Origin of the sequence: Streptomyces sp. NPDC023838 (assembly GCF_040639555.1) — a bacterium.
Classification (GTDB): Bacteria; Actinomycetota; Actinomycetes; order Streptomycetales; family Streptomycetaceae; genus Streptomyces.
In genome coordinates this window covers 113,044-138,940 of the sequence record NZ_JBFAAD010000007.1, presented here as the reverse complement: position 1 = coordinate 138,940, position 25,897 = coordinate 113,044, and the positions used below count along the sequence as shown (strand labels likewise).

The 25,897-nt window shown below is 71.5% G+C and carries 22 protein-coding genes; 10 read left to right on the top strand and 12 right to left on the bottom strand.

Annotated features, from left to right (window positions below):
• Nucleotides 1–111 precede the first annotated feature (111 nt).
• On the top strand, nucleotides 112–714 hold the full coding sequence (locus AB0G17_RS11550) for a TetR/AcrR family transcriptional regulator (RefSeq protein WP_361379322.1): 603 nt from the start codon (nucleotides 112–114) through the stop codon (nucleotides 712–714).
• Nucleotides 715–818: 104 nt separating this feature from the next.
• Complete coding sequence (locus tag AB0G17_RS11545; RefSeq protein ID WP_361379319.1) at nucleotides 819–1,433, top strand: dihydrofolate reductase family protein; 615 nt, start codon at nucleotides 819–821, stop codon at nucleotides 1,431–1,433.
• A gap of 64 nt (nucleotides 1,434–1,497) precedes the next feature.
• On the opposite strand, the gene AB0G17_RS11540 is transcribed toward AB0G17_RS11545, so the two are convergent.
• The 3 genes from AB0G17_RS11540 to AB0G17_RS11530 all read right to left on the bottom strand — a co-directional run bounded on the left by AB0G17_RS11540 (nucleotide 1,498) and on the right by AB0G17_RS11530 (nucleotide 4,904).
• Entirely contained in the window at nucleotides 1,498–1,659 is a 162-nt protein-coding gene (locus tag AB0G17_RS11540; RefSeq protein WP_361379316.1) for a hypothetical protein, read from the bottom strand.
• Between the two features lie 132 nt (nucleotides 1,660–1,791).
• Complete coding sequence (locus tag AB0G17_RS11535) at nucleotides 1,792–2,799, bottom strand: aldo/keto reductase (protein WP_361379313.1); 1,008 nt, start codon at nucleotides 2,797–2,799, stop codon at nucleotides 1,792–1,794.
• Nucleotides 2,800–3,152: 353 nt separating this feature from the next.
• Nucleotides 3,153–4,904: a ricin-type beta-trefoil lectin domain protein gene (locus AB0G17_RS11530; RefSeq protein WP_361379310.1), complete on the bottom strand. Its 1,752-nt coding sequence runs from the start codon at nucleotides 4,902–4,904 to the stop codon at nucleotides 3,153–3,155.
• A 281-nt stretch (nucleotides 4,905–5,185) separates the two neighbouring features.
• On the opposite strand from AB0G17_RS11530, the gene AB0G17_RS11525 reads away from it, so the two are divergent.
• Complete coding sequence (locus tag AB0G17_RS11525; protein ID WP_361379307.1) at nucleotides 5,186–7,510, top strand: beta-galactosidase; 2,325 nt, start codon at nucleotides 5,186–5,188, stop codon at nucleotides 7,508–7,510.
• A gap of 36 nt (nucleotides 7,511–7,546) precedes the next feature.
• Here the strand turns inward: AB0G17_RS11525 and gltX are convergent, their stop codons facing one another.
• Together gltX and AB0G17_RS11515 are read right to left on the bottom strand one after the other, a co-directional pair.
• Nucleotides 7,547–8,908, bottom strand: coding sequence for a glutamate--tRNA ligase (gene gltX, locus AB0G17_RS11520; RefSeq protein ID WP_361379821.1), 1,362 nt, complete (start codon nucleotides 8,906–8,908; stop codon nucleotides 7,547–7,549).
• Nucleotides 8,909–9,073: 165 nt separating this feature from the next.
• Nucleotides 9,074–10,027: an RNA polymerase sigma-70 factor gene (locus AB0G17_RS11515; RefSeq protein ID WP_361379304.1), complete on the bottom strand. Its 954-nt coding sequence runs from the start codon at nucleotides 10,025–10,027 to the stop codon at nucleotides 9,074–9,076.
• Between the two features lie 173 nt (nucleotides 10,028–10,200).
• Here AB0G17_RS11515 and AB0G17_RS11510 point away from each other — a divergent pair, with 173 nt between their 5' ends.
• The gene (locus AB0G17_RS11510; protein ID WP_361379301.1) at nucleotides 10,201–10,686 is read left to right on the top strand and encodes a carboxymuconolactone decarboxylase family protein; all 486 of its coding nucleotides are present in this window, start codon (nucleotides 10,201–10,203) and stop codon (nucleotides 10,684–10,686) included.
• On the opposite strand, the gene AB0G17_RS11505 is transcribed toward AB0G17_RS11510, so the two are convergent.
• Genes AB0G17_RS11505 through AB0G17_RS11475 form a run of 7 tightly spaced genes read right to left on the bottom strand, consistent with a single transcriptional unit; the run spans nucleotide 10,679 to nucleotide 17,155 of the window.
• On the bottom strand, nucleotides 10,679–11,458 hold the full coding sequence (locus AB0G17_RS11505) for an HAD family phosphatase (RefSeq protein ID WP_361379298.1): 780 nt from the start codon (nucleotides 11,456–11,458) through the stop codon (nucleotides 10,679–10,681). The two genes, AB0G17_RS11510 and AB0G17_RS11505, sit on opposite strands and share 8 nt — an antisense overlap.
• A 2-nt stretch (nucleotides 11,459–11,460) precedes the next feature.
• Nucleotides 11,461–12,273 carry an ABC transporter permease gene (locus AB0G17_RS11500; protein WP_361379296.1) on the bottom strand — a complete coding sequence of 271 codons (813 nt, stop codon included), beginning with the start codon at nucleotides 12,271–12,273 and terminating at the stop codon, nucleotides 11,461–11,463.
• Nucleotides 12,270–13,037: an ABC transporter permease gene (locus tag AB0G17_RS11495; RefSeq protein WP_361379294.1), complete on the bottom strand. Its 768-nt coding sequence runs from the start codon at nucleotides 13,035–13,037 to the stop codon at nucleotides 12,270–12,272. The genes AB0G17_RS11500 and AB0G17_RS11495 overlap by 4 nt, the downstream gene beginning before the upstream one ends.
• Nucleotides 13,037–13,990: an ABC transporter ATP-binding protein gene (locus AB0G17_RS11490; protein WP_361379291.1), complete on the bottom strand. Its 954-nt coding sequence runs from the start codon at nucleotides 13,988–13,990 to the stop codon at nucleotides 13,037–13,039. The genes AB0G17_RS11495 and AB0G17_RS11490 overlap by 1 nt, the downstream gene beginning before the upstream one ends.
• Nucleotides 13,987–15,051, bottom strand: coding sequence for a nucleotidyltransferase family protein (locus AB0G17_RS11485; protein WP_361379288.1), 1,065 nt, complete (start codon nucleotides 15,049–15,051; stop codon nucleotides 13,987–13,989). Before AB0G17_RS11485 ends, AB0G17_RS11490 begins: the two co-directional genes overlap by 4 nt.
• Entirely contained in the window at nucleotides 15,048–15,947 is a 900-nt protein-coding gene (locus AB0G17_RS11480) for a hypothetical protein (protein ID WP_361379285.1), read from the bottom strand. Before AB0G17_RS11480 ends, AB0G17_RS11485 begins: the two co-directional genes overlap by 4 nt.
• Nucleotides 15,944–17,155 (bottom strand): pitrilysin family protein, encoded by a 1,212-nt coding sequence (locus tag AB0G17_RS11475; protein ID WP_361379282.1) that lies wholly within the window; start codon nucleotides 17,153–17,155, stop codon nucleotides 15,944–15,946. The genes AB0G17_RS11480 and AB0G17_RS11475 overlap by 4 nt, the downstream gene beginning before the upstream one ends.
• Before the next feature lie 391 nt (nucleotides 17,156–17,546).
• On the opposite strand from AB0G17_RS11475, the gene AB0G17_RS11470 reads away from it, so the two are divergent.
• The 6 genes from AB0G17_RS11470 to AB0G17_RS11445 all read left to right on the top strand — a co-directional run bounded on the left by AB0G17_RS11470 (nucleotide 17,547) and on the right by AB0G17_RS11445 (nucleotide 25,897).
• Nucleotides 17,547–18,377, top strand: a complete 831-nt coding sequence (locus AB0G17_RS11470) for a glucose 1-dehydrogenase (protein ID WP_361379279.1) — start codon at nucleotides 17,547–17,549, stop codon at nucleotides 18,375–18,377.
• Nucleotides 18,374–20,410: a hypothetical protein gene (locus AB0G17_RS11465; protein WP_361379276.1), complete on the top strand. Its 2,037-nt coding sequence runs from the start codon at nucleotides 18,374–18,376 to the stop codon at nucleotides 20,408–20,410. Before AB0G17_RS11470 ends, AB0G17_RS11465 begins: the two co-directional genes overlap by 4 nt.
• 39 nt (nucleotides 20,411–20,449) lie before the next feature.
• The gene (locus AB0G17_RS11460; RefSeq protein WP_361379273.1) at nucleotides 20,450–21,214 is read left to right on the top strand and encodes a hypothetical protein; all 765 of its coding nucleotides are present in this window, start codon (nucleotides 20,450–20,452) and stop codon (nucleotides 21,212–21,214) included.
• Nucleotides 21,211–22,425 carry a hypothetical protein gene (locus tag AB0G17_RS11455; RefSeq protein ID WP_361379270.1) on the top strand — a complete coding sequence of 405 codons (1,215 nt, stop codon included), beginning with the start codon at nucleotides 21,211–21,213 and terminating at the stop codon, nucleotides 22,423–22,425. The genes AB0G17_RS11460 and AB0G17_RS11455 overlap by 4 nt, the downstream gene beginning before the upstream one ends.
• Nucleotides 22,422–22,823 (top strand): NUDIX domain-containing protein, encoded by a 402-nt coding sequence (locus AB0G17_RS11450; RefSeq protein WP_361379267.1) that lies wholly within the window; start codon nucleotides 22,422–22,424, stop codon nucleotides 22,821–22,823. Before AB0G17_RS11455 ends, AB0G17_RS11450 begins: the two co-directional genes overlap by 4 nt.
• Nucleotides 22,824–22,924: 101 nt before the next feature.
• On the top strand, nucleotides 22,925–25,897 hold the full coding sequence (locus AB0G17_RS11445; RefSeq protein WP_361379264.1) for a BTAD domain-containing putative transcriptional regulator: 2,973 nt from the start codon (nucleotides 22,925–22,927) through the stop codon (nucleotides 25,895–25,897).

The following is a 25,897-nucleotide window of genomic DNA, read 5'->3' as shown; positions in this document are numbered from 1 at the left end:
CGACACAGACCGTCAAGACTCCACACATGATCGGTGTCGGGCGCGTGCGCGTGCGCGGGCGTCGGGTGGAGGGGCTGGGGAGGCCGCGCCCCTTGTGCGACAATCCGCCGCATGACCGGTCGTCGTGAGGAGTCCGCGCGCGAGAGCCGTCGCCGTCTGCTTCAGGCCGCGACGGAACTGGTGGCCGAAGCCGGCCCGAGGGCCGCGTCCGTCCAGGCGGTCGCCGACCGGGCGGGCATCAGCCGGGGCTCGGTCGCCTGGCACTTCGGCTCGAAGGACGGCCTGATCGTCGAAGTGATCGAGCTCGCCTTCCGTACGGCCGAGGCGGAGTACGGCCGACGGCTCCCCCCGTCCGGCCCGCTGTCGTTCGACCTTCTCGTGGACGCGCATCTGGCCGTGGCCGACGCCCCGTGCGGCCGGGTGTTCGCGACGGTCCTGCCGGAGGTCCTGCGGGGCGGGGGCCCGCTGCGGGACGCGTACGTCGAGGGGTACGAACGCACGCGGCAGGTGTGGATCGGCTACCTGGAGCGGATCATCCGGGACACCCCGGGCCTGCCCGACGCGAAGAGCCTGGCCTCGATCGTCTTCGGCACCGGCATCGGCCTGCACACGCTCCACAACCTCGACGGCCTGGTGGACCGTGAGGCGGCGTTCGCCGCTCTCAAGCAGCTGTTCGCGGCGGCCGCGGGAGCTGCGGGAGAGCGGCGAGGCTGACACCGGGGCGGTGGCCCGGGCTGGCAGTATGGGCAGGTCCAGGCCCCTCGGCATGGAATCCGGTCAGCCTGACCGGAGTTGAGGAATTTTTCTGGGAGGACATCATGAGGAAGATCACGGCCGGCCTCTTCATCTCGCTCGACGGGGTCGTGGAGGCGCCCGACCAGTGGCACTTCCCCTACTTCAACGATGAGATGGGCGCGGCCGTCGGCGCGATGCTCGGCACGGCCGACACCGTTCTCTTCGGCCGCAAGACGTACGAGAGCTTCGCCGGGGCGTGGCCGGAGCGCGAGGCGGCCGGCGGCGAGGACGCCGGCTTCGCCAAGACGCTCGGCGACGCACGCAAGATCGTCGCTTCCACCCGGAAGCTGGACTTCACCTGGCGGAACTCCGAGCAGTTGGAGGGCGACCTCATCGACACCGTCACCGCCTTGAAGAACGAGCCGGGCGGGGACATCGCGCTGAGCGGCTCGATCTCCGTCGTCCGCCAGCTGCTGGCGGCCGGGCTCCTGGACGAGCTGCACCTGCTGGTCCACCCGCTCGCCGTACGCAAGGGCATGCGGCTGTTCGACGAGGGCGAGCCCGCGATCCCGCTGAAGCTGATGTCGTCGGAGGCCTTCCGGACCGGAGTGCTGCACTTGGTGTACGGCCCGGCCGGGTCGACGGGCGAGGGCACGTACGACGAGGCCAAGGCGCATCTGCCCCAGGCCGACGAGTAGCGGCTCCGCCGACGCCCCGCGCCCCGGCCCCTGACCATGTCGGCCGCCTCGCCAGACCTGAGCGTCAGGACTTCAGCGCGATGGCGTAGGCAACGTACAGGACGATGGCGCCGAGCAGCATCAGCGCCAGCAGGCCTCCCACGACGTAGAGGATCGCGCCGACGGCCCTTTCGGTGCCACGGCGGTAATCCTGCGGCTTCCAGCCCTGGTCTTCCGTATTCTCCATGCCGCCAGCCTGCCCGTTCGCCGGGGAGGTTCCTTGAGCACGGCGCACTACGGCGCGCGGGTACGGATACTCAGATGCTGCCGTCGCATGCCGCCGCACGCCGACCGGCCGGGCGTCCAGCCTTGAGGTTTGTCAGGCCGTCGTAGAGGACCCGTTGTCGACGAAAGTCAGGCTGGTGGCGTCGTAGCGGGTGCCGGCGATCTGCTCCGGCGGGGCCGCGGCCTCGATGTCGGCGAGGTCCTGCGGGGACAGCTCGATGGTCAGGGCCGCGAGGTTTTCCTCCAGGTAACGCTGACGGCGGGTGCCGGGGATCGGGACCACGTCGTTGCCCCGGTGCTGCATCCAGGCCAGGGCGAGTTGCCCGGCGGTCACGCCCTTGGCCGCCGCCAGCTCGTTGAGCTTCGCCACGATCGCCAGGTTGCGTTCGAGGTTGCCGTCGGCGAAGCGCGGCTGGGTGCGCCGGATGTCGGTGGCGTCCATCTTCTCGACCGAGCTGTACTGGCCGGTCAGGAAGCCACGGCCGAGCGGCGAGAACGGGACGAGGCCGATGCCGAGTTCGCGGCAGACCGGGGCGATTTCCGCCTCCAAGTCGCGGGTCCACAGCGACCACTCGCTCTGCAGCGCCGCGATCGGGTGCACCGCGTGCGCGCGCCGGATGGTCTGCGCGCCGGCCTCGGACAGCCCGAGGTGGCGCACCTTCCCCTCCCGTACCAGCTCAGCCATCGCGCCGACGGTCTCCTCGATCGGCACCGTGGGATCGACCCGGTGCTGGTAGTAGAGGTCGATGTGGTCGACCCCGAGGCGGCGCAGCGACGCCTCGCACGCCTGCCGCACATAGGCGGCGTCGCCGCGGATGCGGGTGGGCTCGCCCAGCGCGTTGGCGAAGCCGAACTTCGTGGCCAGCACCACCTCGTCACGGGGCCGCCCGGCGATGGCCCGGCCGATCAGCTCCTCGTTGTGTCCGGAGCCGTAGAAGTCGGAGGTGTCCAGCAAGGTCACCCCGAGGTCGAGAGCATGGTGCAGGGTCGCTGTCGACTGGGTGTCGTCCGTGGCGCCGTAGCCGTGGCTCATGCCCATGCACCCCAGGCCCTGCGCGGAAACCGTCAGGCTGCCCAGATTCCGGGTGGGAACGGTAGTCATGCTGCTGCCTCCTGAACTGGAAACGATCTGTTCAGGACGCTATGTGTTGGAGTGCGCTCCAAGTCAACTGATTATGAGGACGTCAGGACGTGAGGAGGGGGGAGGGGGCACGCGGCTACCGCACAATCTCACCTCGTGGTCACACAGTCCCACTCCGGCGCCTCTCACGCCGTCCGACGATCCGACGACGCGACGAGCCGACGAAGCGTGCCGCTCGTGTCGCCCGGTGTGTCGTTGTGTGAGTGAAGCACTTCCGCTTCGTCGTCCGTTGTCCAACAGGGGATCCTGCGGTTCGGCTGACAGCGACGTCGGCTCGCGGTACGCGCCGACGCGGCTGTCAGCCCGCCCGGCCGTCAGTTGGGCAGCGCCCAGACCTGGTTGGACTGGAGGTGCCCGCACGTCCAGGTGTCGAGCTTGGTCGCATCGGCCGTACCACCCCCGTACACATCCAGGCACAACATGCTCGCGGCATTGCGGAGCGTGCCGTCGGGGTTGGCCGTCCACTGCTGGGCGGTGCTGCCCGTGCAGGTGGACAGGGTGACGGGGCTGCCTGCGGCGGTGTTGCTCGCGGTCAGGCACTTGCCGAGTGACCGCTGGGTGCGGTCGGCGCCCGTGGTCCAGCGCTGGTTCGGGTTGCCGGTGCAGGTGTAGAGGATCACCTGGGTGCCGTCGGCGGTGCCGCTGCCCGCGACGTCCGCGCACTTGGCGCCGTTGCCGGTGAGCTGGCCGGTGGGGACGGCGGCGCCGCAGCCGCTGCCAGGGGTGAGGCGCCAGACCGCCGTGCCGTGCGCGGGGACGGTCGCGGTCAGGCTGCCGCCGACGGTCGAGGTGGCACCGGTCCACAGATCCCTGGCGGTCACCGCGCAGCCCGGCAGGCCGACGTCGGCGAGCGCGGTGGAGACGGTACGGGCGGTCGCGCCCCGGTTGAGTACGGCGACGGCGCGGTCCCCGTTGGCCAGCGGCCGGGCGAGTACGTCCGTGCCGCCGTCGGTGGACACCACACCCGCCTGCCGCCCCAGGCTGTCCTGGTCCACCCTGATCAGGTCGGTGTTGCCCAGCGCGGACCGGGCCGCGGGAGTGAGTCTGGCGACGTCCGAGGAGAGGATGAGCGGCGCGGCCATCATCGACCAGAGCGCGACCTGGCTGCGGGACTCCTCGTCGGTGAGCCCGCCCGCGCCCGCGATCAGGAAGTCCGGGTCGTTCCAGTTGCCCGGCGCGGCATAGCGGCCGATCCAGCGGTTGTAGCCGTAGTTGGCGAGCACGCTGGACCAGCGGCCGGCGTTCGGCCGCGCGGGATCGTAGGTGGCGATGTCCCACCCCTCGCGCCAGAGCTGGCCGTCCGAGCCGACCCAGGACAGTACGTCGAACCAGGTGGGGTTGCCCCATTCGCCGCTCTGGAAGTACGCGGGCGCGGACTCGGAGAACACGATGTCGCGGCCCGAGTTCCGCAGCGCCGCCGCCTGGGCGTCGTACGCCTGCCGGTACGCCTGCTCCTGCGTCTGACCCGGGGCCACGTACACGTTGCAGCCGTCGAGTTTCAGGTAGTCCACGCCCCAGGAGGCGTACGCGGCGGCGTCCTTGGCGAAGTGGTCCGCGCCGCCGCCCTGCGGTCGGCCGCTGCCGGGGTAGCCGCCGCACGTCGACGAGCCCGCGTCCTCGTAGATCCCGAACCGGAGTCCGCGGGCGTGGAGGTACGAGCCGAGCCAGGCCATGCCGTGCGGGAACTTCACGGGGTCGGCGACGAGGTTCCCGTTGGCGTCCCGGGACTTGGTCGTCCAGCAGTCGTCCACGGTCACCGTCGTGTATCCCTTGGCCGCCAAGCCGGTGGAGACGAGCGCGTCGGCGTTGGCGGTGACGGTCTGCTCGGTGACGCCGCACTGGTAGTGAGCCCAGTCGTTCCAGCCCATCGGCGGGGTGGCGGCGGGCACTTGGGCTGCTGGGGCGGCCCCGGATGACGCGGAGGCATCGGCCGCCGTGGCGAGCGGCAGGCACAGCAGGGCCGCGGCGAGTGCGGTCAGGGCGGTGCGGGGGCGTGGTGAACGCGGTGATCGTGGGGGGCGTGGCACGGGGTGCTCCTCGGTGGTGAGAAGGGGACGTGCGGCCATGGCGTGATCGATGGTGCATCGTAGCGCGGAGTTTGAAGCATCTTCAATCACCGTGCAGGGAGGTTGAGTCGATCACGGCCGTGCCTGGGGAGGGGGCCGGAGGCGCGGCTTCCCGAGGCGGGCTGTTTGATTACGTGCACTCTTGACGCTTCTTGATCGATTAATTACGTTGCGGCGCAGCGCGACACCGAGACGCGTGCCGTTCCGCTCGCCTCATGTGCCGCCGAGTGCCTCATGACCGCACATCCGGACCGTCGCCCTGCCGCCCCCCGGGAGTACGTATGCACCGACGCACCCTGCTGGTCGCCGCCGCCCTGAGCCCGGCGGCCGCGATGGCCGTCTCCGGCAGTCGCGCGGCCGCCGCCGGTCACACCTTCGGCTTCTCGCCCGACGGCTCCCAATTCCTCCTCGACGGAACCGAGTTCCAGATCCGCAGCGGTGAGATGCACCCCGCCCGCATCCCCGTCCAGTGCTGGCGTCACCGCATCCGGATGGCCAAGGCCATGGGCCTCAACACCATCGCGCTCTACATCATGTGGAACTACCTCGAAGAGCGGCCCGGAGTCTTCGACCTCACCACCGACCGGCGCGACTTCGCCGCCTTCCTCCGGCTCTGCGGGCAGGAGGGCATGTACGTACTGCTGCGCCCGGGCCCGTATGTGTGCGGTGAATGGGACCTGGGCGGGCTGCCCGCCTACCTCCTGAAGAAGCCGTCGGTCCGGCTGCGGGTCAACTCGGGCCAGGACCCCGACTACATGGCGGCCGTGGCCCGCTACGTGAACACGATCGCCCCCGTCGTCCGGCCGCTCATGGCCGCCAACGGCGGGCCGGTCCTGATGGTGCAGATCGAGAACGAGTACGGCTCGTACGGCAGCGACAGCACCTACCTGGAGCAGCTGCGCCAACTGTGGCTCAGGGCCGGTGTGGAGGGGCCGTTCTACACCCAGGACGGCCTCGGCCAGGTCGTGGCGAACCACACGAACGTCACCGGCGGGGCGATCGGTCTCAGCGGCGGGACCTCCTCGGACATCAGAGCCTGCCGCACCGCATACCCTCGGGTCCCGGCCATGTCGGGAGAGCTCTACCCCGGGTGGCTCACCCACTGGGGCGAGGGTGCCTTCGCCGGGCAGGACACCGACCTCTCCACGCCGCTGCGGGACCTGATGAACGCGCGGCAGTCGTTCAACGTCTACGTGGTGCACGGCGGCACCAACTTCGGCTACTGGGCCGGTGCCAACGCGAACGACGACGGAAGCGGCTACACCCCCGACATCACCACCTACGACTACGGGGCGCCGATCACCGAGCAGGGGCGGCCCGCCCCGCACTACACCGCGTACCGCTCCCTCATCGGAAGTTATCCGGGCGCCTCACTGCCGCCGGTCCCGGATCCCGTCCCCACGATCACGCGCACCGGAGCCGAGGCCCCGATCCCGAGCGCGTTCGCCTCGCTGTGGGACAACCTGCCCGCCGCGCTGCCGCCCGCGCAGACCGTCGCACCGCAGCCCATGGAGAGCTACGGTCAGAACTCCGGGTTCATGCTCTACCGCAAGGTCCTCTCCGGATACGCGGGAGCCACACTCGACGTCACCGCCGTCCACGACTACGCCACGGTCTTCCTCGACGGCGTCTACCAGGGCGGCATCTCCCGCCCGGCGGTCCCCTACGGATACGCGACGCCGCTGAAGGTGACCACGGGTTCGCGTCTCGCGCTGGGGCCGGCGGGCTCACGTCCCACACTGGACATCCTGGTCGAGGGCATGGGCCGTACCAACTTCGGCCACGGCCTCGTCGACCGCAAAGGCATCACACAGCAGGTCTCCCTCTCCGGTGCGGGCCCGCTGAACGGCACGGTCAGCGACTGGCAGACGTACGCCCTGCCGATCGACGAGGCCTTCGTCGCCGCGCTGCGCCCGAAGATCAGCGACCCCGGCCGAGCCGGTCTCTTCTTCCGCGCCACGGTCAGGCTCACCAGCACCGGCGACACCTACCTCGACATGTCCGGCTGGACCAAGGGTGTCGTCTGGGTCAACGGCCACAACCTCGGCCGGTACTGGTCGATCGGCCCCCAACAGCGCCTGTACTGCCCCGCACCGTGGCTCACCGTCGGCCAGAACGAGATCCTCGTCCTCGACCTGCATCAACTCCACCCGCAGCCCATCCCGTTCAGGCCGACTCTCGCCGAAACCCCCTGCCTCCTCACCAACCGTCGCAGCGGCAAAGCCCTCGACGTCCCGGACTGGTCCACCACATCCGGCGTCCAGCTGAACCAGTGGACCCGCAACGCCGGCGCCAACCAGCAATGGCGCCTCACCACGACCGCGGACCGGACACACACGTTGACCAACGTGAACTCGGGCCAGCTCGTCGACGTCCAGGGCAACGCGTCCGCCGACAACACACCGATCATCCAGTGGCCCGCCAACGGCGCCGCCAACCAACGCTGGCGCCAGGTCCCCACCACCGACGGATACGTGAAACTCGTCAGCGTCAGCACCGGCAAGGTCCTCGGCGTGGCCGGCGACGCGACCACCGACGGCGCGAAGATCGTCGAACAGACCGACACGGGGGATCCCAGCCAGCAGTGGCTGATCACCCCACTGTGAGCCGTGGCCCGGTGCGGCAGCCGCCGGGCAAGCTGGTCAGGCGAGCTTCTGGAGGGCCGCGTCGAGGCGAGTGAGGGTCCGGTCCCGGCCCAGGACTTCCAGGGACTCGAAGAGCGGAAGGCCCACGGTCCTGCCTGTTACCGCGACACGTACCGGAGCCTGAGCCTTGCCCAGTTTGAGGCCGTGGGCTGCCGCCACCTCTTCCAGGGCCGTCTTCAGGGACTCGGCGTCCCATGCGGTCGTGGCGTAACGCTCCCGCGTGTTCTTGACGATCGCCTCGGCGCCCGGCTTCATGCCCTTCGCCCACGACGCCTCGTCGTCCACCGGCTCGTCGAGGAACAGCCAGTCGACATACTTCGTGATCTCGCTGAGAACGGTGATACGCGTCTGCGCCAGCGGCGCCAGGCTGGCGAAGGCGGCGGCGTCGAACGAGCCGGGTGCCCAGGTCGCGTACGGCTCGGTCAGCCACGAGCCGCACGCCTCGATGAACTCGGCGGCCGTCAGATCCCGTACGTACGCGCCGTTGAAGGCGGACAGCTTCTTGACGTCGAAGAACGCCGAGGAGCCGTTGACGTCCTTGACCCGGAACAGGCGCTCCAGCTCTTCCTGCGGCCGGATCTCCATGTCACCGCCGGGACCCCAGCCCAGCAGCATCAGATAGTTCACCATGGCCCGCGGCAGATAGCCCTCGGCGAGGTAGTCCTCAAGGGCGACCTTGTCGCGCCGCTTGGAGAGCTTCTGCCGCTTCTCGTTGACGATCACGGGCAGATGCGCCCACACCGGCGGCGTCGCACCGAGCGCCTCCCACAGCAACTGCTGCTTCGGCGCGTTCGACAGATGTTCCTCGCCCCGGATGACGTGAGTGATCCCCTCGGCCAGGTCGTCCACCACGTTCGCGATCAGGAAGACCGGCGATCCGTCGCCGCGGGCGACGACGAAGTCCTCGATGGCGGAGTTCGGGAAGGCCGGCGCGCCCCGGACCAGATCCACGACGACGGTCGCGCCCTCGTCGGGCGTACGGAACCGCAGCGCCCGCCCCTCCGCCTGCCGCAGGGCGCGTTCCCGGCAGAACCCGTCGTACCCGAGCTGCTGCGAGCCGGTCCGCTCCTGGATCTGCTCGCGGGTGCAGTCGCAGTAGTACGCCCGCCCGGCCGCGTACAAACGCTGCGCGGCCTCGCGGTGACGGTCGGCGTTGTGCGACTGGAAGTACGGTCCCTCGAAGGCGGGGTCGGCGTCGGAGATCCCGATCGACGCGAGTGCGCCGATGATCCCGTCCGTCCACTCGGGCTTGTTCCGCGTCGCGTCGGTGTCTTCGATGCGCAGGACGAACGTGCCGCCGGACTGTCGCGCGACGGCCCAGTTGTAGAGAGCGGACCGGGCCCCGCCGACGTGGAACATACCTGTCGGGGAGGGAGCGAAGCGCACACGAACCGGGGTGGGAGGCATGGGGGCGAGGCTACCGATCCACCGGGTGGCGCGGCTCGCCAATAACCGTCCAACGGGCCCGGGGACGGCGGCCCCCTGCCCCCGGCGGCCTCGCGTCTTGGGTGTCTTGCGTCGTGGTCAGCGGCGCAGCGCGGTTTCCCGGTGCATGTGCGACAGCTTCGCCGGATTGCGTACCGAGTAGAGCCCGGTGATCAGGCCGTCGTCGATGCGCACCGCCACCACCGTGTCGACCTCGCCGTCGAGCCGGAGGACCAGCGCGGGGTAGGCGTTGACCTGGGCGGGTCGCAGCGATGACGCGGTGATCCTGCCCAGGCCGGCCACCAGCAGACGGGCCACCCTGTCGGCCCCCATGACGGGCTGCGGGGCGGCCTGCTTGACTCCTCCGCCGTCGCCCAGGAACACGACGTCCGGCGCGAGGATGTCGAGCAGGCCCTGCAGATCGCCCGTCGCGGCGGCCCGTTGGAACGCGTCGAGGGCGTCTTGCGTCTCGCTCGGGGAGACGGTGCCGCGGGGTCGGCGCGCCGAGACGTGGGCCCGGGCCCGGTGGGCGATCTGGCGGACCGCGGCAGGGCTCTTGTCGACGGCTTCGGCGATCTCGTCGTACTCGATGGCGAACACCTCGCGCAGCACGAACACCGCCCGCTCGGTCGGCGTGAGCGTCTCAAGCACCAGCATCATCGCCATCGAGACGCTGTCGGCCAGCTCGATGTCCTCGGCCACGTCGGGCGTGGTGAGCAGCGGCTCGGGCAGCCAGGTGCCGACGTAGGACTCCTTGCGGCGGCCGAGCGTACGCAGCCGGACCAGCGCCTGGCGCGTGGTGATCCGGACCAGATACGCGCGCCGGTCCCGCACCGACGCGAGGTCGACCCCGGCCCACCGCAGCCAGGTCTCCTGCAGCACGTCCTCCGCGTCGGCGGCCGAGCCGAGCATCTCGTAGGCGACGGTGAACAGCAGGTTGCGATGGGCGACGAACGTCTCGGTGGCGGCGTCCGCGTATCCGTCGTCCGCGCGTCCGTCATCGGCCGGTCGCCCGGCCGCGTCCTGTGTGCGCTCGCTGCTCTCGCTCTTCACCCGCTGCTCCTGCCTGTTCGTACCCGACGGCCCACGCGCACAAGACACCGGTCGCCGCCGCTCTGTGACACCCGTGAGCCGTGGCACTCGTCACACCACCACCCCGTCACAGGGAGCGCGTCGCCGGCATCTCTTGTGCGTCCAGCGCAACACCACGAGTGAGGAACGAAGTCATGGACTCCCGATTCAACGTGTTCGAGAACGAGCTCGGCTCCAAGTTCGGCAAGCGGTTCGCCAACGCCTCCCTGGTGATCCAGCAGTCGTCGCTGCCGGCGGTCACGCAGGAGCTGGTGGCACTGCGCGCCAGCCAGATCAACGGCTGCGGGTGGTGCATCGACCTGCACACCAAGGAAGCGGCGGCCGCCGGTGAGAGCGCGGTCCGGCTCAATCTCGTCGCCGCCTGGCGCGAGACCACCGTGTTCACCGAGGCCGAGCAGGCCGCGCTGGCGTTCGCCGAGGAGGGCACCCGGCTCGCGGACGCCCACCAGGGGGTGTCCGACGAGACCTGGGCCCAGGTGCGCAAGCACTACGACGATGACCAGATCGCCGCGCTCGTCGCCCTGACCGCCGTGATCAACGCGGCCAACCGGCTCGCCGTGACGGTGCACCAGAAGGGCGGCTCGTACGAGGTGGGCATGTTCGCGGCCGCGGTCAACTGACCGGCAGCCGGACCCGGTCCGGCCCGGGATCGTGCGATCCGGGCCGGGTTTGCGGGCGCCCGGCCGCCACCACGGCGCGGACGGGGTGCCCGTGCTCGCCCGCGCGGGGCCGGGTCAGGCTCCGGAGCAGTTCCGGATCGGCCAAGGTGGTGTAGAAGGCGTCGCCGGTCAGGGCCGGACCGGGGAGGGCGGAGACGGCGACCGCGTACAAGCCCGCGGCCCGGGCGGAACGGATACCGACCGCCGAGTCCTCCACCGCCACCGCGCGGCCGGGTGCGACGCGGAGCCGTTCGCAGGCGGCGCGGTAGAGGTCCGGGGCCGGTTTGGGGTGGTCGACGTCGTCGCTGCCGAGGACCAGCTCGAACGCGTCGGTGAGCCCGACGTGTGCGAGGTGCTGGAGGACGGCCCGGCGCGGCGAGTTGGAGACCACCGCGAGTGGGCGGGTCGTGGACAGCCGGGCCACGAACTCGGCCGCGCCCGGCATGGCGGTGACGCCTTCGTCGAGACCGCCGGCGACGAGTTCGCGGACCTGTCCGGCGAGCGCTTCGTGCTCGGCCGGCCGGCCCAGCAGCCGGCCGAGCGCCCGGCCCAGCTCCGTGAGGTGCAGCCCGACCAGGGCGAGCCGGTCCGTATCGCCCAGCGACACGCCGTGCCGGGCACAGACGGCCGCGCAGGCCCGGTCCCAGTGCGCCTGGGTGTCGACGAGGGTGCCGTCGCAGTCCAGGACCACGGCGTCGGTCGGTGGTACGCGGGTGGCGCGGGTACGCGTCATCGTCAGGCACCCGTTCCCATCGAGCCCGAGCGGCGGCCCCGACGGGCCATCAGCTGGAACGTCCAGGTGGCGGCGGTGAGCCAGCCGACCCCCAGCAGGACGGCCCAGCAGGCCGGGATCAGGGCGTGGGCGGGGCCGTCGCCGCCCACCACGGAACGGATCGCCTTGAGCGTGTGGGTGAGGGGGATCGCCTGCGCCACCGCCCGTACCCAGTCGGGCCAGTACGACGTCGGCACCTGGACTCCGCAGACCGCCATCATGAGCAGATAGGCGGCGTTGGAGATGATGTTGCGGGCGCCGTCGGCGTTGAAGGCGGCCGCCGCGACGAACAGGCCGAAGCAGTAGGTGGTCGCCGCGGTCAGGACGACCAGCGCCGCAACGGGCAGGATCTGCCCGGGCTGCCAGTGCACCCCGAACGCGGGTCCCAGGCCGAACAGCGCGACCAGCGACGTGGCCGTCCCGCTGACCGGCCACTGCAGGCTGCGGCCGATGAACACCCAGGAGAGCGGGGCCGGGGCCGCGCTCAGCAGGGTGAGCGTGCCGACCCGCCGCTCCCAGGTGGTGGAGACGACGACCATCATCGATTCGATGACGCAGGTCATGACGGCGTTGCCGACGAGAAGGTAACGCGTCTGCTCGGCGGAGCCGATGACGTGGCCGAAGACGGCGAAGAAGGTGACCTGGGCCAGCATCCGGCCCAGCCAGCCGAACGTCCAGGTCTTCCAGGTGTACATGGCGCGCATGTCGGCCAGCGCGTTGGCGGCGCTGTAGCGGATGATGCGCGCGGGCGCGGTGATCGATGTCGTGAGGCTCATGAGTGGGACAGCGTTCCTAGTCGGCGGACTCGGCGCAGCACGCGGTGCAGCAGCGCCATGCCGATCAGATAGCTCGCGGCGCCCAGCGCCAGGACGGCAGCCAGCCGGGCGACGACGTCGTGCGGGGCCGGCCCGGCCAGGCTGTCGCGCAGCAGGTCGCCGCTCCAGGAGAGGAAGATCAGGTGGGATGCGGGCCGGAGCCAGAACGGCAGCATCGCCACGGGGATGAGGACACCGCTGAGCAGGTAGAACGGGTAGGTGAGGGTGTTCTGGACCGTTCGGGCCGAGGGCATCAGGATGAACAGCGGGGAGAAGACGGTCGCGGTGGCGGCCATCGCGAGCGCGGTCGCCACCAGGCACAGGACGAACGGGAGCGGGTGGCGCACCGCCAGCCACCGGTCGAAGACGAGCCCGGCGACGAGCCACGCCTCCGCGAAGGAGAGCAGACCGAGCGTGGTGACCGCGCAGATCCGCCCGATCACCAGGGTGGAGAGCCGGGCCGGTACGGCGATCAGCGCCTCCAGGGTGCCGGACCTGCGCTCGTCGCCGATCAGCTCGCCCGCGATGAACAGGGCCAGCGTCCACAGCGACATGAGGGTGGGGGACACGATGGCGAACGGGGCGAGGTCGGGCCGCTCCGCGTGTTCCGAGATGGCCATGAAGACCAGCGTGAACAGCGGGGCGGTGACGCAGATCTGCAAGGTGTCCGGGGCGCCCCAGGCGACCCTGAGCTGGAACCGGAAGCCGGTGAGGAAGATCCGCATCAGCCGACCGTCATCCCTCGGTCGCCGATGAGGTGGAGGTAGGCGTCCTCCAAGTTCGGCCGCTGGGTGGTCAGTTCGGACACTCCGGCCTCCACGAGCAGTCGCAGGACGACACGGGTCACCGACGAGTCGGCGGTCTCCACGCCGAGCCGGCCGGACGGCTCCTGCTCGACCGAGACGACGCCCGGCAGCGCGGCGAGCGCCTCGCGCGTCGCCTCCGTTACCGCGCCGGCGACCACGCGCTCGTACCGGGGCACCACCCGGCCGATGGCGGAGGGCGTGTCGGTGAGGAGCACCCGCCCCCGGTCGATCATGGTCACCAGGTCGCAGACCGCCTCGGCCTCGGCCATGTCGTGCGTGGTCATCAACACGGTCCTGCGCTCCGCGCGGAGCTCGCCGACGAGGGAGCGGAAGTCGCGGGCGGCCACCGGGTCCATGCCCACGGTGGGCTCGTCGAGGAGCAGCACGCGTGGGTCACCGACCAGGCCACGGGCCAGGTGCAGCCGCTGTTTCATGCCGCGCGAGAAGGTGTCGACGCGGTCGCCCGCCCGGTCGGCCAGGCCGAGGCGCTCCAGCAGTTCGTCGACCCGCAGGCGCAGCGCGGCGCCGTGCAGCCCGTACATGGCGGCCCAGAAGCGCAGGTTCTGCCGGGCGTTGAGGCGTCCGTAGAGCCCCCGGTCGCCGCCGAAGACGATCCCGATGTGGCGGCGGACGGCCGCCGGGTCCGTGGTGACGTCGTGACCCAGCACGCCGGCGGTGCCGGAGGTGGCTTCCAGTACGGTCGAGAGGATCTTGCACAGGGTGGTCTTGCCCGCGCCGTTGGGGCCGACCAGGCCGTGCACCTCGCCGAGTTCGACGGTCAGGTCCACAGCGCTGAGGGCCTGGGTCCGCTTGGCGCCGGCCCGGCCTTCGCCGTAGTCGCGGCACAGCGCGCGTATCTCGATGGCACTCATCGGGGTCCTTCGGGGAGGTGGGGGAGGGCGGAGAGCGCCTTCTCGTAGCGGTCGGGTGCGACCAGCTCGGACTCGACCAGCAGGTAGTCGCCCACCGGGGTCAGCATCAGGGTGTCGCCGCCCGCGTGGTGCTCCACCGCGCGCCGCCAGTCGGGGCGGTGGGCCCGGCGCAGTTCCATGCCGTAGCGGACGCGGACGGCCGGCGCGGTTCCCCGGGCGGCGGTCTCGGAGCGCCGCTCGCGCTCCAGCGCGGCGGCCGGTTCCAGGCGTCGGCGGAGCTCCTCGAACGGGCCGAGCGGCGCGCACCGGCCCGCGTGGGCGAGCAGTTCCGACACCTCGGGGGCCAGCCGGAACTCGCGGACCGCCGCCTCGGCGTCCGCCACCGAGTCCGGGCCGACCTGGGACAGGACGATCACGTCGATCGCGTCGACGGCGTGGAAGGCGCGCTGGAAGCGTTCCTCCGCGATCGCCAGGAGGCTGGTGAGCACCTCGTCCGACGGGGGCCGGGAGCGCACGGGCAGCACCGCGCCGTCCCCGAAGTAGGCGGCGGTGCCCACGTCGACCTTGGCGTCGCGGTCCAGCAGGGGATCCAGCGGGGCCCAGGAGAGGGTGGCCATCATGTGCCGCTGCTCGCCGTCGACCAGGGAGTAGTCCAGGTGCTCGACGGCCTGGTGGCCGAGCACCACCCGGACGACGCTCCAGAGTTCCCTCTCGTCGGCGACGACCAGATCGAGGTCGCCCGTCGGTCGCAGGACGCCTTCGGGGTAGTGCTGGGCGATCGCCGGTCCCTTGAGTACGTGGACGGAGTGGGCGGCCGAGACGGCGGTGTGCAGGCGGCGGTAGCCGTCGGCGCGGGCCCGGGCGCGGCGCAGTTCGTCGGCGGATCCGGTGCCGAGCCGGTGTCCGGCCCGCTCGGCGACCGAGAAGACCAGTTGCACGAGTGCTTCGCGGGTGGCCCGGGCACGGCGGACCAGGACGCGCAGGTCGTCGTCGGGCGAGAGGTCGAACAGCCGGTAGAGCAGCGGCAGATCGACCGAGTCGGCGCGTACGGACGTGCTCATACGGAGGGCTCCTCCTCGGGGCGGGGGCGGCGCCAGAAACGGTGGTCGAGGAGCCAGCCGCGCTCCAGCAGGGAGGCCACGACCCGGGCGCCGCTGTCGGGGCCGGTGTCGTCGTGCACGACGTTGCCGAACAGCGGCCGTCGCCGCTCGGCGGCGAGCGCGGCGCACGCGGCGACCAGTGCGGTGGTGCCGGGCCGTACCACATCGCTCTCCTCGACCAGCAGGTCGAACAGGTCGATGAACTCGGTGCCGGTGACCTCGTCCTGGGCCTCGGTCAGCACCGACGCGTGACCGACCGGGCGGCCGTCCCGGGTCAGCAGGAAGGAGACCCGGTCGGAGGCGTCGAGCACCTCCGCGGCCGCGGCCTCGATCAGCTCCGTGCTCGGGGAGTTGCCGGACGCCTGCCCGTAGCCGTCCGCGATCGCGCGGGCCAGCCATCCGGCGATCAGCGCGTCGTGCTCCGGCGCGGCCGCCTCGATGCCGAGGCCGGCCGGGAGCTCAGGGGCTTGCGTCACGGATCCGGTGTGGCGTACATAGCTGATCGACGGACGCCAGGGCGCGGGCAGCGTGAGGTGGCCGGGCGCGCGCAGCAGCAGCTCACCGGCCTCGGGGTGGGCGTCGGCGAGCCGCCGCTCCAGCTCGGCCAGGGCGGCGGGAGCCGCCAGCAGCTCCGGTGCGGCGTACTCCACCAGACAGGCCTGTTCCTGGGTGACGGGGTCGGTCTGCGCTCCTGCCACATAGAGGTGGTGGGCGATCTGGGCCCGGATCCCCTGCTCGTGGGCCCGGGCCAGATAGGCGGGCGAGACGACAGCGGGGGCGGTGACGGGGGCGGGAGCGGTGACGGTGACGGTGGCGGGGGTGGGGGTGGGGGTGGGGGTGGGGGTGGAGGTGCTCATGATGCCTCCGGTCGTACGACGACGGTCAGCTCGCTCAGGACCTCGGCCGCCGCGGCCCGGACCTGTTCCGCGTCCACGGCGTCCAGGGCCGCCAACTCGGCGGCCAGTGACCAGTCGGTGGTGCCCGCGCGGGTGCGCTGGGCCACCATCCGCAGATGGTCCAGTGGTGATTCGCTGTCCAGGATCAGCCGCATCCGGGCCTGTCGGCGGGCGGCCGCCAAGTCGTCCGGGTCGGGTCCGGCACTCGCCAGCTCGGCCAGGATCCCGCGTACGACGGCCACGACCGTCTCGCCGTTGCCGGGCTCGACGCCGACCAGGACGCGCCACGCGCCCGCTTCCTGATAGCCGCGGTCCCAGCACGCGAACGAGTAGGCCAGCCCGGCCTCCGTACGCAGTCGGCGGTAGAGCGGGGACGACGGGCTGTCCCCGAGGAGTTGGGCCAGGATCGCGAAGCGGCGGCGCCGGGGGTCGTCGGCCGGGGCGGAGCGGGCGCCGACGCAGACCCAGCCGTATTCGTCGGGCCAGGTCACGGCGGTGTCTGTGGTCGCGGCGAGCGGGGGCAGGGCCTGGGCGGGCCGCGGCACGGCGGCGGCCGGCACGGTCCGGCCGAGGCCGTCGAGCCGCGGCAGCCGGGGGCCCGTCACGACCAGCGTCATGGCGCTGGTGAGGAACCTGGTGCGGTATCCCTCCCGTACGTCGGGGAGGGTGATCCGGCGGATCCGCTCCACGTCGCCGCCTACCGGCCGGCCCAGCGGGTGGGCGGGGAAGAGCCGGGCCAGGAAGGCGTCCTGGACGACGTCGCCCGGGTCGGCCTGCGCCGCGGCGAGTTCCTGCAGGACCGCGTCGCGTTCGGTGTCCAGCACCTCTTCGGTCAACTCCGGCCGGAGCACGGCCTGGTGCAGCAGCCGGGCCACCGCGTCGGCGTCGTCGGCGTGCACCTGGGCGTAGAAGAGCATGATGTCGAGACCGGTCTCGGCGTTGGCGTGGCCGCCGAGCCGTTCCACCTGCTCGCAGAACGAGGGGCGCCCGTCCAGCGGCGCCGACATCAACGTGTGCTCCAGCAGGTGGGCGAGGCCGCCGTGGTCCGCCGGGTCGTCGCGGGAGCCGTAGCGGACGGCGAGGCAGATGCTGGTCGTGCGCAACCGCTCGTCCAGCAGTGCGATCGTCGGCAGTGCGGAAGGTTCGACGACGGTGGGCGAGCTGGGCATCTCGGCCTTTCCCTGGGAGTGCTCGGACGGTGAGAGCGGAGAGACTTCAAGCGGAGAGACTTCAAGCGGAGAGACAAAGCAGGGCGGAGCAAGTGCTCCGCCCTGCTTTTATGAGCGGAAATTACCGCTGCTTCGTCGACGTCTTGTCCAGACGCGGACGGAGCGACACCTTGTGAGCTCGCATTTTCATTCCCTCCCTTCTGTTTCTCGGTCCGTCGGGGGTGCCCCAGAAACATAGGACCGTTCAAAACTCCCCGTCAAGCCCGGATCCAAAGCCGTCGGTCGTTTTTCTCGCGTATAGATAATTCGTTGATGAGCCGTATATGCGCGACCGCTTCGCCGTAGATCAGGGATATATGGAAGCTTGCCAGGCTGAGCTGCTCACCAGTAGATGAGAGGGGTTCGGCCAGCCATGACCGACCAGCTGCCGATGGCAGGCAAAAGTGCCCTGATAACCGGTGCGGGTTCCGGAATCGGCCGATCGATAGCCTGGGGCCTGGCCCGGTCCGGCGCCCGTGTGGTGCTCAACGACCGGGACTGGAGCAGTACGGAAGGCCGGCGCCGGGAAAGGGAAACCCGGAAACACCTGGAGGGGCTCGGAGCCGACTACCGGCTCATCGAAGCGGATGTCTCATCGGAAGGTGCGGTGAAGGACATGTACCAGCTTGCGCTGAGCGGGACCAACTCCCTCGATTTTCTGGTGAACAATGCCGGTGAGCAGCTCCCCTCGGCCACTCACCTGCATTCTCTGGCGGATTTCTCCCGTGTGCTGGACACCAATTTGGTCGGGGCTTTCCTGTGCGCCAGGACTGCTCTCGACCACTTCGTGCGCAGCGGGGTCCGCGGCGCGGTCCTGAACATCACGAGCGTCCACGAGACCGTCCCCAAGCCCGGGTTCGCCAGCTACGCGGCGAGCAAGGCGGCCCTGCGGATGCTCACCACCACCCTGGCCCTTGAGTACGCGGGGTACGGGATCCGGGTCAACGCCATCGCGCCGGGTGCCATCGACACGGAGATGAACCAGGACTGGGTGTCGGACCGCGACAAGAAGGCCCGGGCCGAGGCACGCATCCCGCTGGGCCGGATCGGACAGCCGGACGAGGTGGCCGCTCTCGCCCTCTTCCTGCTGTCGGACGCGGCCCGCTACATCACCGGGCAGTCCGTCCTCATCGACGGCGGACTGAGCCTGCACACCGACTTCCAGCAGGACTGGGCCTCGTGAAGGGCCCCCAGCCCTCCCAGGCGCCGACGACGAGGGGCGAGGACCGGCCCCAGCCTCGTGTCATCGCTCTCGACGGCGCCGACAACGCCGGCAAGACCACCCAGTTGAGGCTGCTGAGTCGGGCGACCGGCGACGAGGTGCGCATCGGCGGAGGTGTCCACCACTACCTCCCGCAGTGGCCGAAGCTCCGCGGCGCGGGGCTGGCCCACTGGTGGTTCACCGAATCCCGGAGCGAGGAGCTGGTCAGGCTGCTCCTGGAAGGCTACCGCCGACGGCTGGACACGCTCACCGACCAGCGCGGCGACCAGTCCGGCGATCAGCCCGGCGACCAGTCCGGCTGGGTGATCCTCGACCGCGGTCTGGCCACCGTCGAGGCGAGCTGCGTCGCCTCCGTCATGCTCAAGGACGGCCGTTCGGCGCCGGACGCGGAGGCCATGGTCGCCGAGATACGGGCCGAAGTCGTGGGGGACGCGGCCCCCGAGGCGTACAGCGTGCTGCTGTCCCTGGGCCCGGCGGCCGAGGGGGCCGCGCTCAGCGTCGGACGCGAGCGCGTCGCGGACGAGCGGTACGCCCGCTACCAGTACCTGCTGCACACCGCCCTCGAAACTCGGCGCTGTCTCCACCATGCGGTGATCGAGGCGAACCGGGCCGACATCGTCGGGGTGCAGAATCAGCTACGGTCCCACCTGGCTCAAATCGGGCTCCAGGCACGGCCGTTGCTGGGCGATGTCCGGCGGGTCGTCGGCCTTGGTGGCCTGTCGGAGAGCGGCAAGAGCAGCGCCGGAGAGTATCTGCGCCGCCGGTTCGGCACCACCCGGCTGAAGCTGGGCTACCTCGTCGAGCTCGCCGCCACCCGGCACGGCCTCGCGGCCCCGTACGACGAAGAGCCCCACCTGCTGGCCGAGTTGGTGGTCGAGGAGCTGGACCGGTACGCCCGCGCGCACTACTACCTGCTCGACTACACCATCGAGAGCCTGCACCGCCCCGAGCTCACCCGGGAGCTGAAGCGCCTGCTCGGCGAGCGTCTCAGTGTGGTCTACCTGGACGCCGCCCCGCCGGTGCGTGCCCGGCGCTCGCTCGTCGACCCCGCGGCCCTGGCCCGTAACGACGAGGTCAAGCTGGCGCGGGGAGCCGACCGGATCGCCGGCTTCTGCGACCTGCGCATCGACAACAGCGGCCCGCGCCCGGACCTGGAGCTCGCGCTGGACCGGCTGATGACCGGCGCCACCGCGCGACCGGCCGCGGCCTCCCTGCGGATGACCGGGCCGCTGGAACTGGCGGCCCCGACCGGGCTGCGCCGCGCGGCGGCCACCACGTTGCGGGGGATCCGGACCGCGCTGGGCGAGCGGCTGCTGCTGTTCACCGTGGCCGGCAGCGTCGGCTTCGGCACCGCCGACCCCGACCTCAGCGACCTCGACGTCCTGGTGGGCGTAGAGGCGGGCTGCACCGTCGACCTGGCCGCCGAACTCGCGCGGCTGCGGGGCGAGTTGGACGTCAAACTCGGCATCACCGTACTGACCCGCCACGAGCTGCTGCTGCAACGCTGCGACTCGCGCACCTTCAGCACGCTGCACTCGCTCCAGCAGGGCCGGATCGGCTGCCAGTACGTCAGCGCGGACCTGCGACTGCCCAACTTCGCGGCGCCCCAGCGCCACCAGCAGACCATCCAGTACCTGGCCAGGACCCTGCACGAGATCCGGCGCCCCCTGCTGGGCGTCGAGATGAGCCGTTACGGCCTGTACAAGTCGGTGCTGAACGCCGCCAAGATGCTGCTGCGGCTCGCCGGTGCCGAGGAGACCGACCCGACCGCCATCTCCACCCTCTTCGACGAGATGTTCCCCGCCGCGGACAGGGCCCGCATCCCGAGCCGGGCGGAGTACCGGGCGATGGGGCGGGACGAGGTCGTGGCGGTCGCGGCGTCCGTCCTGAACTGGTTCGAGCAGTACCTGGCCGCAGTCCCAGCCTTGCCAGCCCCGGCGCCCGTCGACGCGGCTCCGTTGCCCGTCGACGCGGCTCCGCTGCCCGTCGGCTGATCCTCAGATTTCCCGCATGATCCGTAGGAGTACCGCACTGTGAAGATCGACGACGACGTTCCCGGCCCGGCCGAGGTGATCCGTCCCTACCCCCGCCTGGCCCCGGTGCGCAACATCGGCCCGGCGGCCGCCGAGGCGGTGTCGCCGTACCGGCTCATCGCGGTGGAGGGGCCCGACGGCGCGGGCAAGACCACGCAGATCGGGCTGCTGAAGGCGGCGCTGACCGCCGACGGCTGGTCCGTCCGGGTCTGTGCGTTCATCCGGAACCCGCTGATCTGGCACGCCAAGGCGCGCGGCAAGTACGACAACTGGGATCCCTACACCATGGCGCTCATGTACGCCGCCTCGCTCGTCGACCTCGTCAACCGGGAGGTGCTCCCGCACCTCGCCGCAGGAGGCGTCGTCATCATGGACCGCTACCTGTACTCCGTCATGGGCCGCTCGGAGGCACGCGGCTGCGACCGGGAGTGGCTGACCGGGCTGCTGGCCCCGGCCGCCCTGCCGCACCGCACCCTCCATCTGCGCACACCCGTGGCGGAGTGCTTCGACCGCAAGGCCGCACTGGCGCCGACCTTCTCGTACTGGGAGTGCGGGGTGGACGTGCACGGCGACGACGCGCTGCGCGTCGCGGGCCCCAAGGAGGCCTACCGCGACAGCTTCATCGCCTACCAGCAGCGCGTCCAGGACATCGTCGAGGACCTGCTGAAGGACGCCGACGCACTCGGTCTGCCGGGCGCGGAGCGGGAGACGACGGCGGCCCGCGCGGCCGAGTGGGTGCGCACCGGCCTGGCCGGGGCCCCGTGACCGCGCCGGCGGCCGCGGTCTCCCTGCGGCAGTTGTTGGCCGACCGGGCCGACGCGCGGGACTGGGCCGGTGTGGAGGCGCTCAGCGGCGTCGAGATCCTCGGCCCCGTGCCGTCGGCCGTCGGCCCCGCCTGGCGGCACGCGCTGGCCTCCCTGGGCTACCGGATCACCGACGTGAGCGAGTTGAAGAACTCGACCTGCGGTTTCGCCCAGCGGAACGGGCGGCCGTACTTCTTCAAATACGTACGCGCCGGAGCGGCCATCGCCGAACTCGCCGGGTATCTCGAGTTCGGGGCGGCGGGCAACCGGGTGCCGGCCTTGCTGTCCTTGCTGCGCACGGACGCGGGGACGGTCATGGTGTACGAGTACCTTCCCTCGATGGGGCTCGGGCGGGGCACCCTGTTCGACCTGCTGTGCCGGGCAGAGCGGGCCGGCACCCTGGTGCCGGAGCGGGAGGTGGAGCCGCTGCTCGACCGGATCCGCGCCAATTGCGCCCGGCGTACGGTGTGTTCGGAGTCGCCCATCGACGCCTTCTTCGCCCGCCGCGTCACCGAACGGCTCGTGCCGTGGTACTTCGAGCGCCATCGGCCGTGGCTGGACCAGCGGGTGGTGGTCAACTCGGTGCCGCAGCCGGTGGCGATGCGGGACGCCATGGAAGGCACCGCTGCCTTCTTCCGCGATCTCGGCGCGCGGGAATGCATGTTGTCCCAGGGCGACTTCAGCGAGACCAACGTGGGCAGGGGAGCGGTCTTCGTCGACCTGAGCAACGCCGGACACAACGACGTGCGCGGGGAGTTGGCGACCGCCTTCTGGTCGCTCTTCCTCGGCGGCGGCTACCTGTTCCCCAAATACCATCCGGCCGCCTACCGGTGGCGGGAGGCTCCCTACGCCGACGCGGCCCCGCTGTGCGCAGCACGCCCGGACCCCCGCACCGCGACCCTCCACATCGACTTCGCCCACCGGCTCTCACCTGCCAGGGCCGACCTGCTGAGCCGTCTGCTGGAGGTCTTCCACGACGCCTTCGGCCCCCAGCTCCTCGGCCGCGAACTGGCTCCTTACCTGGTCATGCGGGCGGTCGGTGTCCTCGACCTCGACACGCTTGAGCCCGCCGACCGGGCCGCGTGCACCGCTTTGGTCCTGCGCTTCTGGAACGAGCGCGACGACCTCGGTAACGTCCTGCGCACACTTGTCGATCATGGGAGAACCCGATGAAATCCCGGGCCGTGGCCATCGTCCGCAAGGACGGCGCCGTGCTGCTGATCCACCGCCGCAAGGCCGGCGCGGAGTACTACACCCTGCCGGGCGGAGGGGTCGAGGAGGGGGAGGCACCCGAGCAGGCGTGCGTGCGTGAACTGGCCGAGGAGACGGGGCTGACCGCCACCGTGGAGTCACTGCTGCACACCCTCGACAACGCGGGCCGCACCGAGCACTACTTCGTGATGGGCCCGGCCACCGGCACACCGCGCCTCGGCGGCCCGGAGAGCGAGCGCGACTGCGGCGACAACCAGTACCGCCTCGTGTGGGTGCCGTTGGCCGACGTACCGTCCATCGGGGTGAAGCCGGACGCCATCGCAGCGCATCTGGTCGCCATCCCCCACCCCGTAAGATGATCCTCCGTTTACCGGTTTGCGCCAGATCGCTGGAGACCAGCAGCCGGTGAGAGTTGTGCGCGCACGCCGGGGGAACTGTGGAATTCTTCGTGCTCGGATCCATGGGCATTCAGCTCGGCGGGACCGTCGTGCCCGGTGGCCCGCCCCAGCAGCAGGCGACCCTCGCCGCACTGGCGCTCCGCTCCGGCCACGTCGTCCCCCTGCACGAGCTGATGAGCGCCGTATGGGGCGAGGCGGCACCCGGCTCAGCCGTCATGATCCTGCGGACCTATGTGTGGCGGCTGCGCAAGATCCTGGAGAGTGGCGGCCGCGATCCGCAGGTGCTGGCCTCCGTCAACGACGGCTACCGCCTCGCGGTCCCGCCCGCCTCGGTCGACGCCTTCCGCGCCGAGCAGTTGGCCGCGGACGCGGCCCGGGCCCGCGAGGCCGGACGGTACGACGAGGGGGCCGCGCTGCTCGCCGAGGCCGTGGGGCTGTGGCGCGGCGAACCGCTGGCGGGGGTGCCCGGGCCGTTCGCCGAACAGCAGCGCTCCCGTCTGTCCGAGCTGCGCCGGCAACTGCTGGAGGAACGGTTCGCCCTCGACATCCTGCTGGGCCGGCACACCCAGGTCATCCCCGAACTGACCGCGTTCATCGGCGAACAGCCGCTGCGCGAGCGCCCCTACGGCTTTCTGATGCGCGCGCTGTACGCCGCCGGGCGCCAGGGCGACGCGCTGGCCGTGTTCGGCACGGCGCGCGAGGTGCTCGCGGCGGAGCTGGGTCTTGACCCCGGGCCGGAGCTGCGCACGCTGCGCCAGCGGATTCTGGCCGGGGACGCCGAGCTGGTCACGCCGGCCCCCGCCGCGTCGCCGTCCACCCGGGACGAGACCGCCGACGCCCAGGGCACGGGACCGGCACCCCTGCCGCGACCGGCCCAACTCCCCGCCGACATCGCTGACTTCAGCGGCCGGGCCGAAACGCTCTCCGCGCTGTGCGAGGCCCTCACCGATCAGGAGCGCACCGCCCTTGCCGTCGCCACCGTCAGCGGCATGGGCGGCATAGGCAAGAGCGCGCTGGCCCTGCGGGTGGCCCATCGCGTCAAGGAGGAGTTCCCCGACGGCCAGCTCTACGCGGACCTGCGCGGCACCGGCGCGGACGCGGCCGACCCCGGCGCCGTCCTGGCCAGCTTCCTGTCCGCCCTGGGTGTGGCACGCCAGGAGGTACCCGGCTCCGTGGAGGACCGCGCCCGGCTCTTCCGTACGGTCCTCGACGGCCGCCGGGTCCTCCTGCTGCTCGACGACGCCCGCGACACCGCACAGGTCAAGCCGCTGCTGCCGGGCGCCGTGCACTGCGCGGTCGTGGTGACGAGCCGGGCCCACCTCTCCGGTGTGCCGTCCGGCACCCATGTCCAGCTCACGGAGTTCAGCCCGACGGAGGCCCTGTCCCTGCTGCGGCACATCGTCGGCGCACAGCGGGTGGACCAGGAGGAGACCGCCGCGGTCGCCCTGGCCGGCGCCTGCGCCCATCTGCCGCTGGCGGTACGCATCGTGGCCGCCCGCCTGGCCGCCCGGCCCGGCTGGACCGTGGCGTACCTGCTCGCCCGGCTGGCCGACGAACGACGGCGGCTGAGCGAACTGCGGGCCGACGACCTGGCCGTCTCCGCCGTCTTCGAGCTCGGCTACCGCCAGTTGACCGCGCCGCAGGCCATGGTGTTCCGTTCGCTCGCCCCGGTGGCGTGGCCGAGCATCGGTCTGCCCGCCGCGGCGGCGGCACTGGGTCTGGGCGAGCCGGAGACGGAGACCCTCCTGGAAGCGCTGGTGGACGCCGCGCTGCTGGAATCGCCGGAAGCGGGGCGGTACCGCTACCACGAGCTCGGCCGGGACTTCGCCCTGCACCTGCCGCATCCGGAGACCGATCCGTCCGACGCGGACTTCGCGGTAGAGCGCCGGCTGCTCACCCATCTGCTACGCATGGCGGCCGAAGCGTTCCAGCGGATGGTGCCGGGAGACCCGGTGCACAGCACCATCTCCGTCGTGAGCGGGGAGCCGGCGGAGCACCGGCTCGCGACCTTGGCGCAGGCACGGGCCTGGGTCGTGACGGAGTTCGACTGCGCTCTCCACGCCGTCCAGCTCCTGGTCGCGCGGGGGGACGGCGCCGAACCGGAGCTGCTGACGGTGGCAGCGGACCTCCTGGTGGCCCTCAGCTCCTTCGGCCACGACGTTCCGTACGGGCAGATGGCCCTGACGGCAAGGGCGCTGGCCCGCCTCTCGGCGCAGCACGGCAACCACCGCGCGGCCGGGCGTGCCCACTTCATCTGCGGCAACGCGGCCCTCCAGGCGACCCAGCTGACCCAGGCCCGGGCCGAGTCCGAACGGGCCGCCGAGGCATGCCGCCGGGCCGGGGACCGCGCCATCCTGCAACAGGCCTACAACGACCTCGGTGTCATCGCCCAGTTCGAGCAGCGCTACGACGACGCGGCGGACCACTTCGACCAGGCGCTCGCCCTGGCCCGGGAGCTGGGCAACCGGTCGGGCGGACTGACCACCACCCTCAACGCCGCGCTCGCCAGGATCCGCGGGGGCAGGGCCGACGAGGCGCTGCCCGCCTGCGACGAGGCGTTGAGCGCCCTGCGCGCGATGGCGGACCACCACGGCATCGCCCACGCGCTGTGCGTGCGCGGCCAGGCCCTGCACGAGCTGGACCGCCTGCCGGAGGCTCTGGCCGACTACACGCAGTGCCTCGATGTCTGCGAGGCCGAGCGGATCCCGGGGCGCCGGGCGCAGGCCCTGTACCGGTACGCCGAGACGCTGAACGCCCTGGGCCGCGTCGAGCCGGCACTGGACGCGGCCGCCCGTGCGGTGGCGTACTTCCGGACCGTGCCCGACCGTGACCGCGACCGGGGCTACGCGCTGCTGATCCACGCCCGGATCGCCGCCGGCGCCGGTCACCACGGACAGGCGCTGGCCCACTCCCGGGAGGCGCTGGAAGTCTTCACCCGGGCGGGCCTGCCCGAGGCCGCGCAGGCGAGGCTGCTCGTGGACGCCACCGGGGTCATGGCGGTGCAGGGCAGGGGGGTCCGCCCTACACCGGCATGA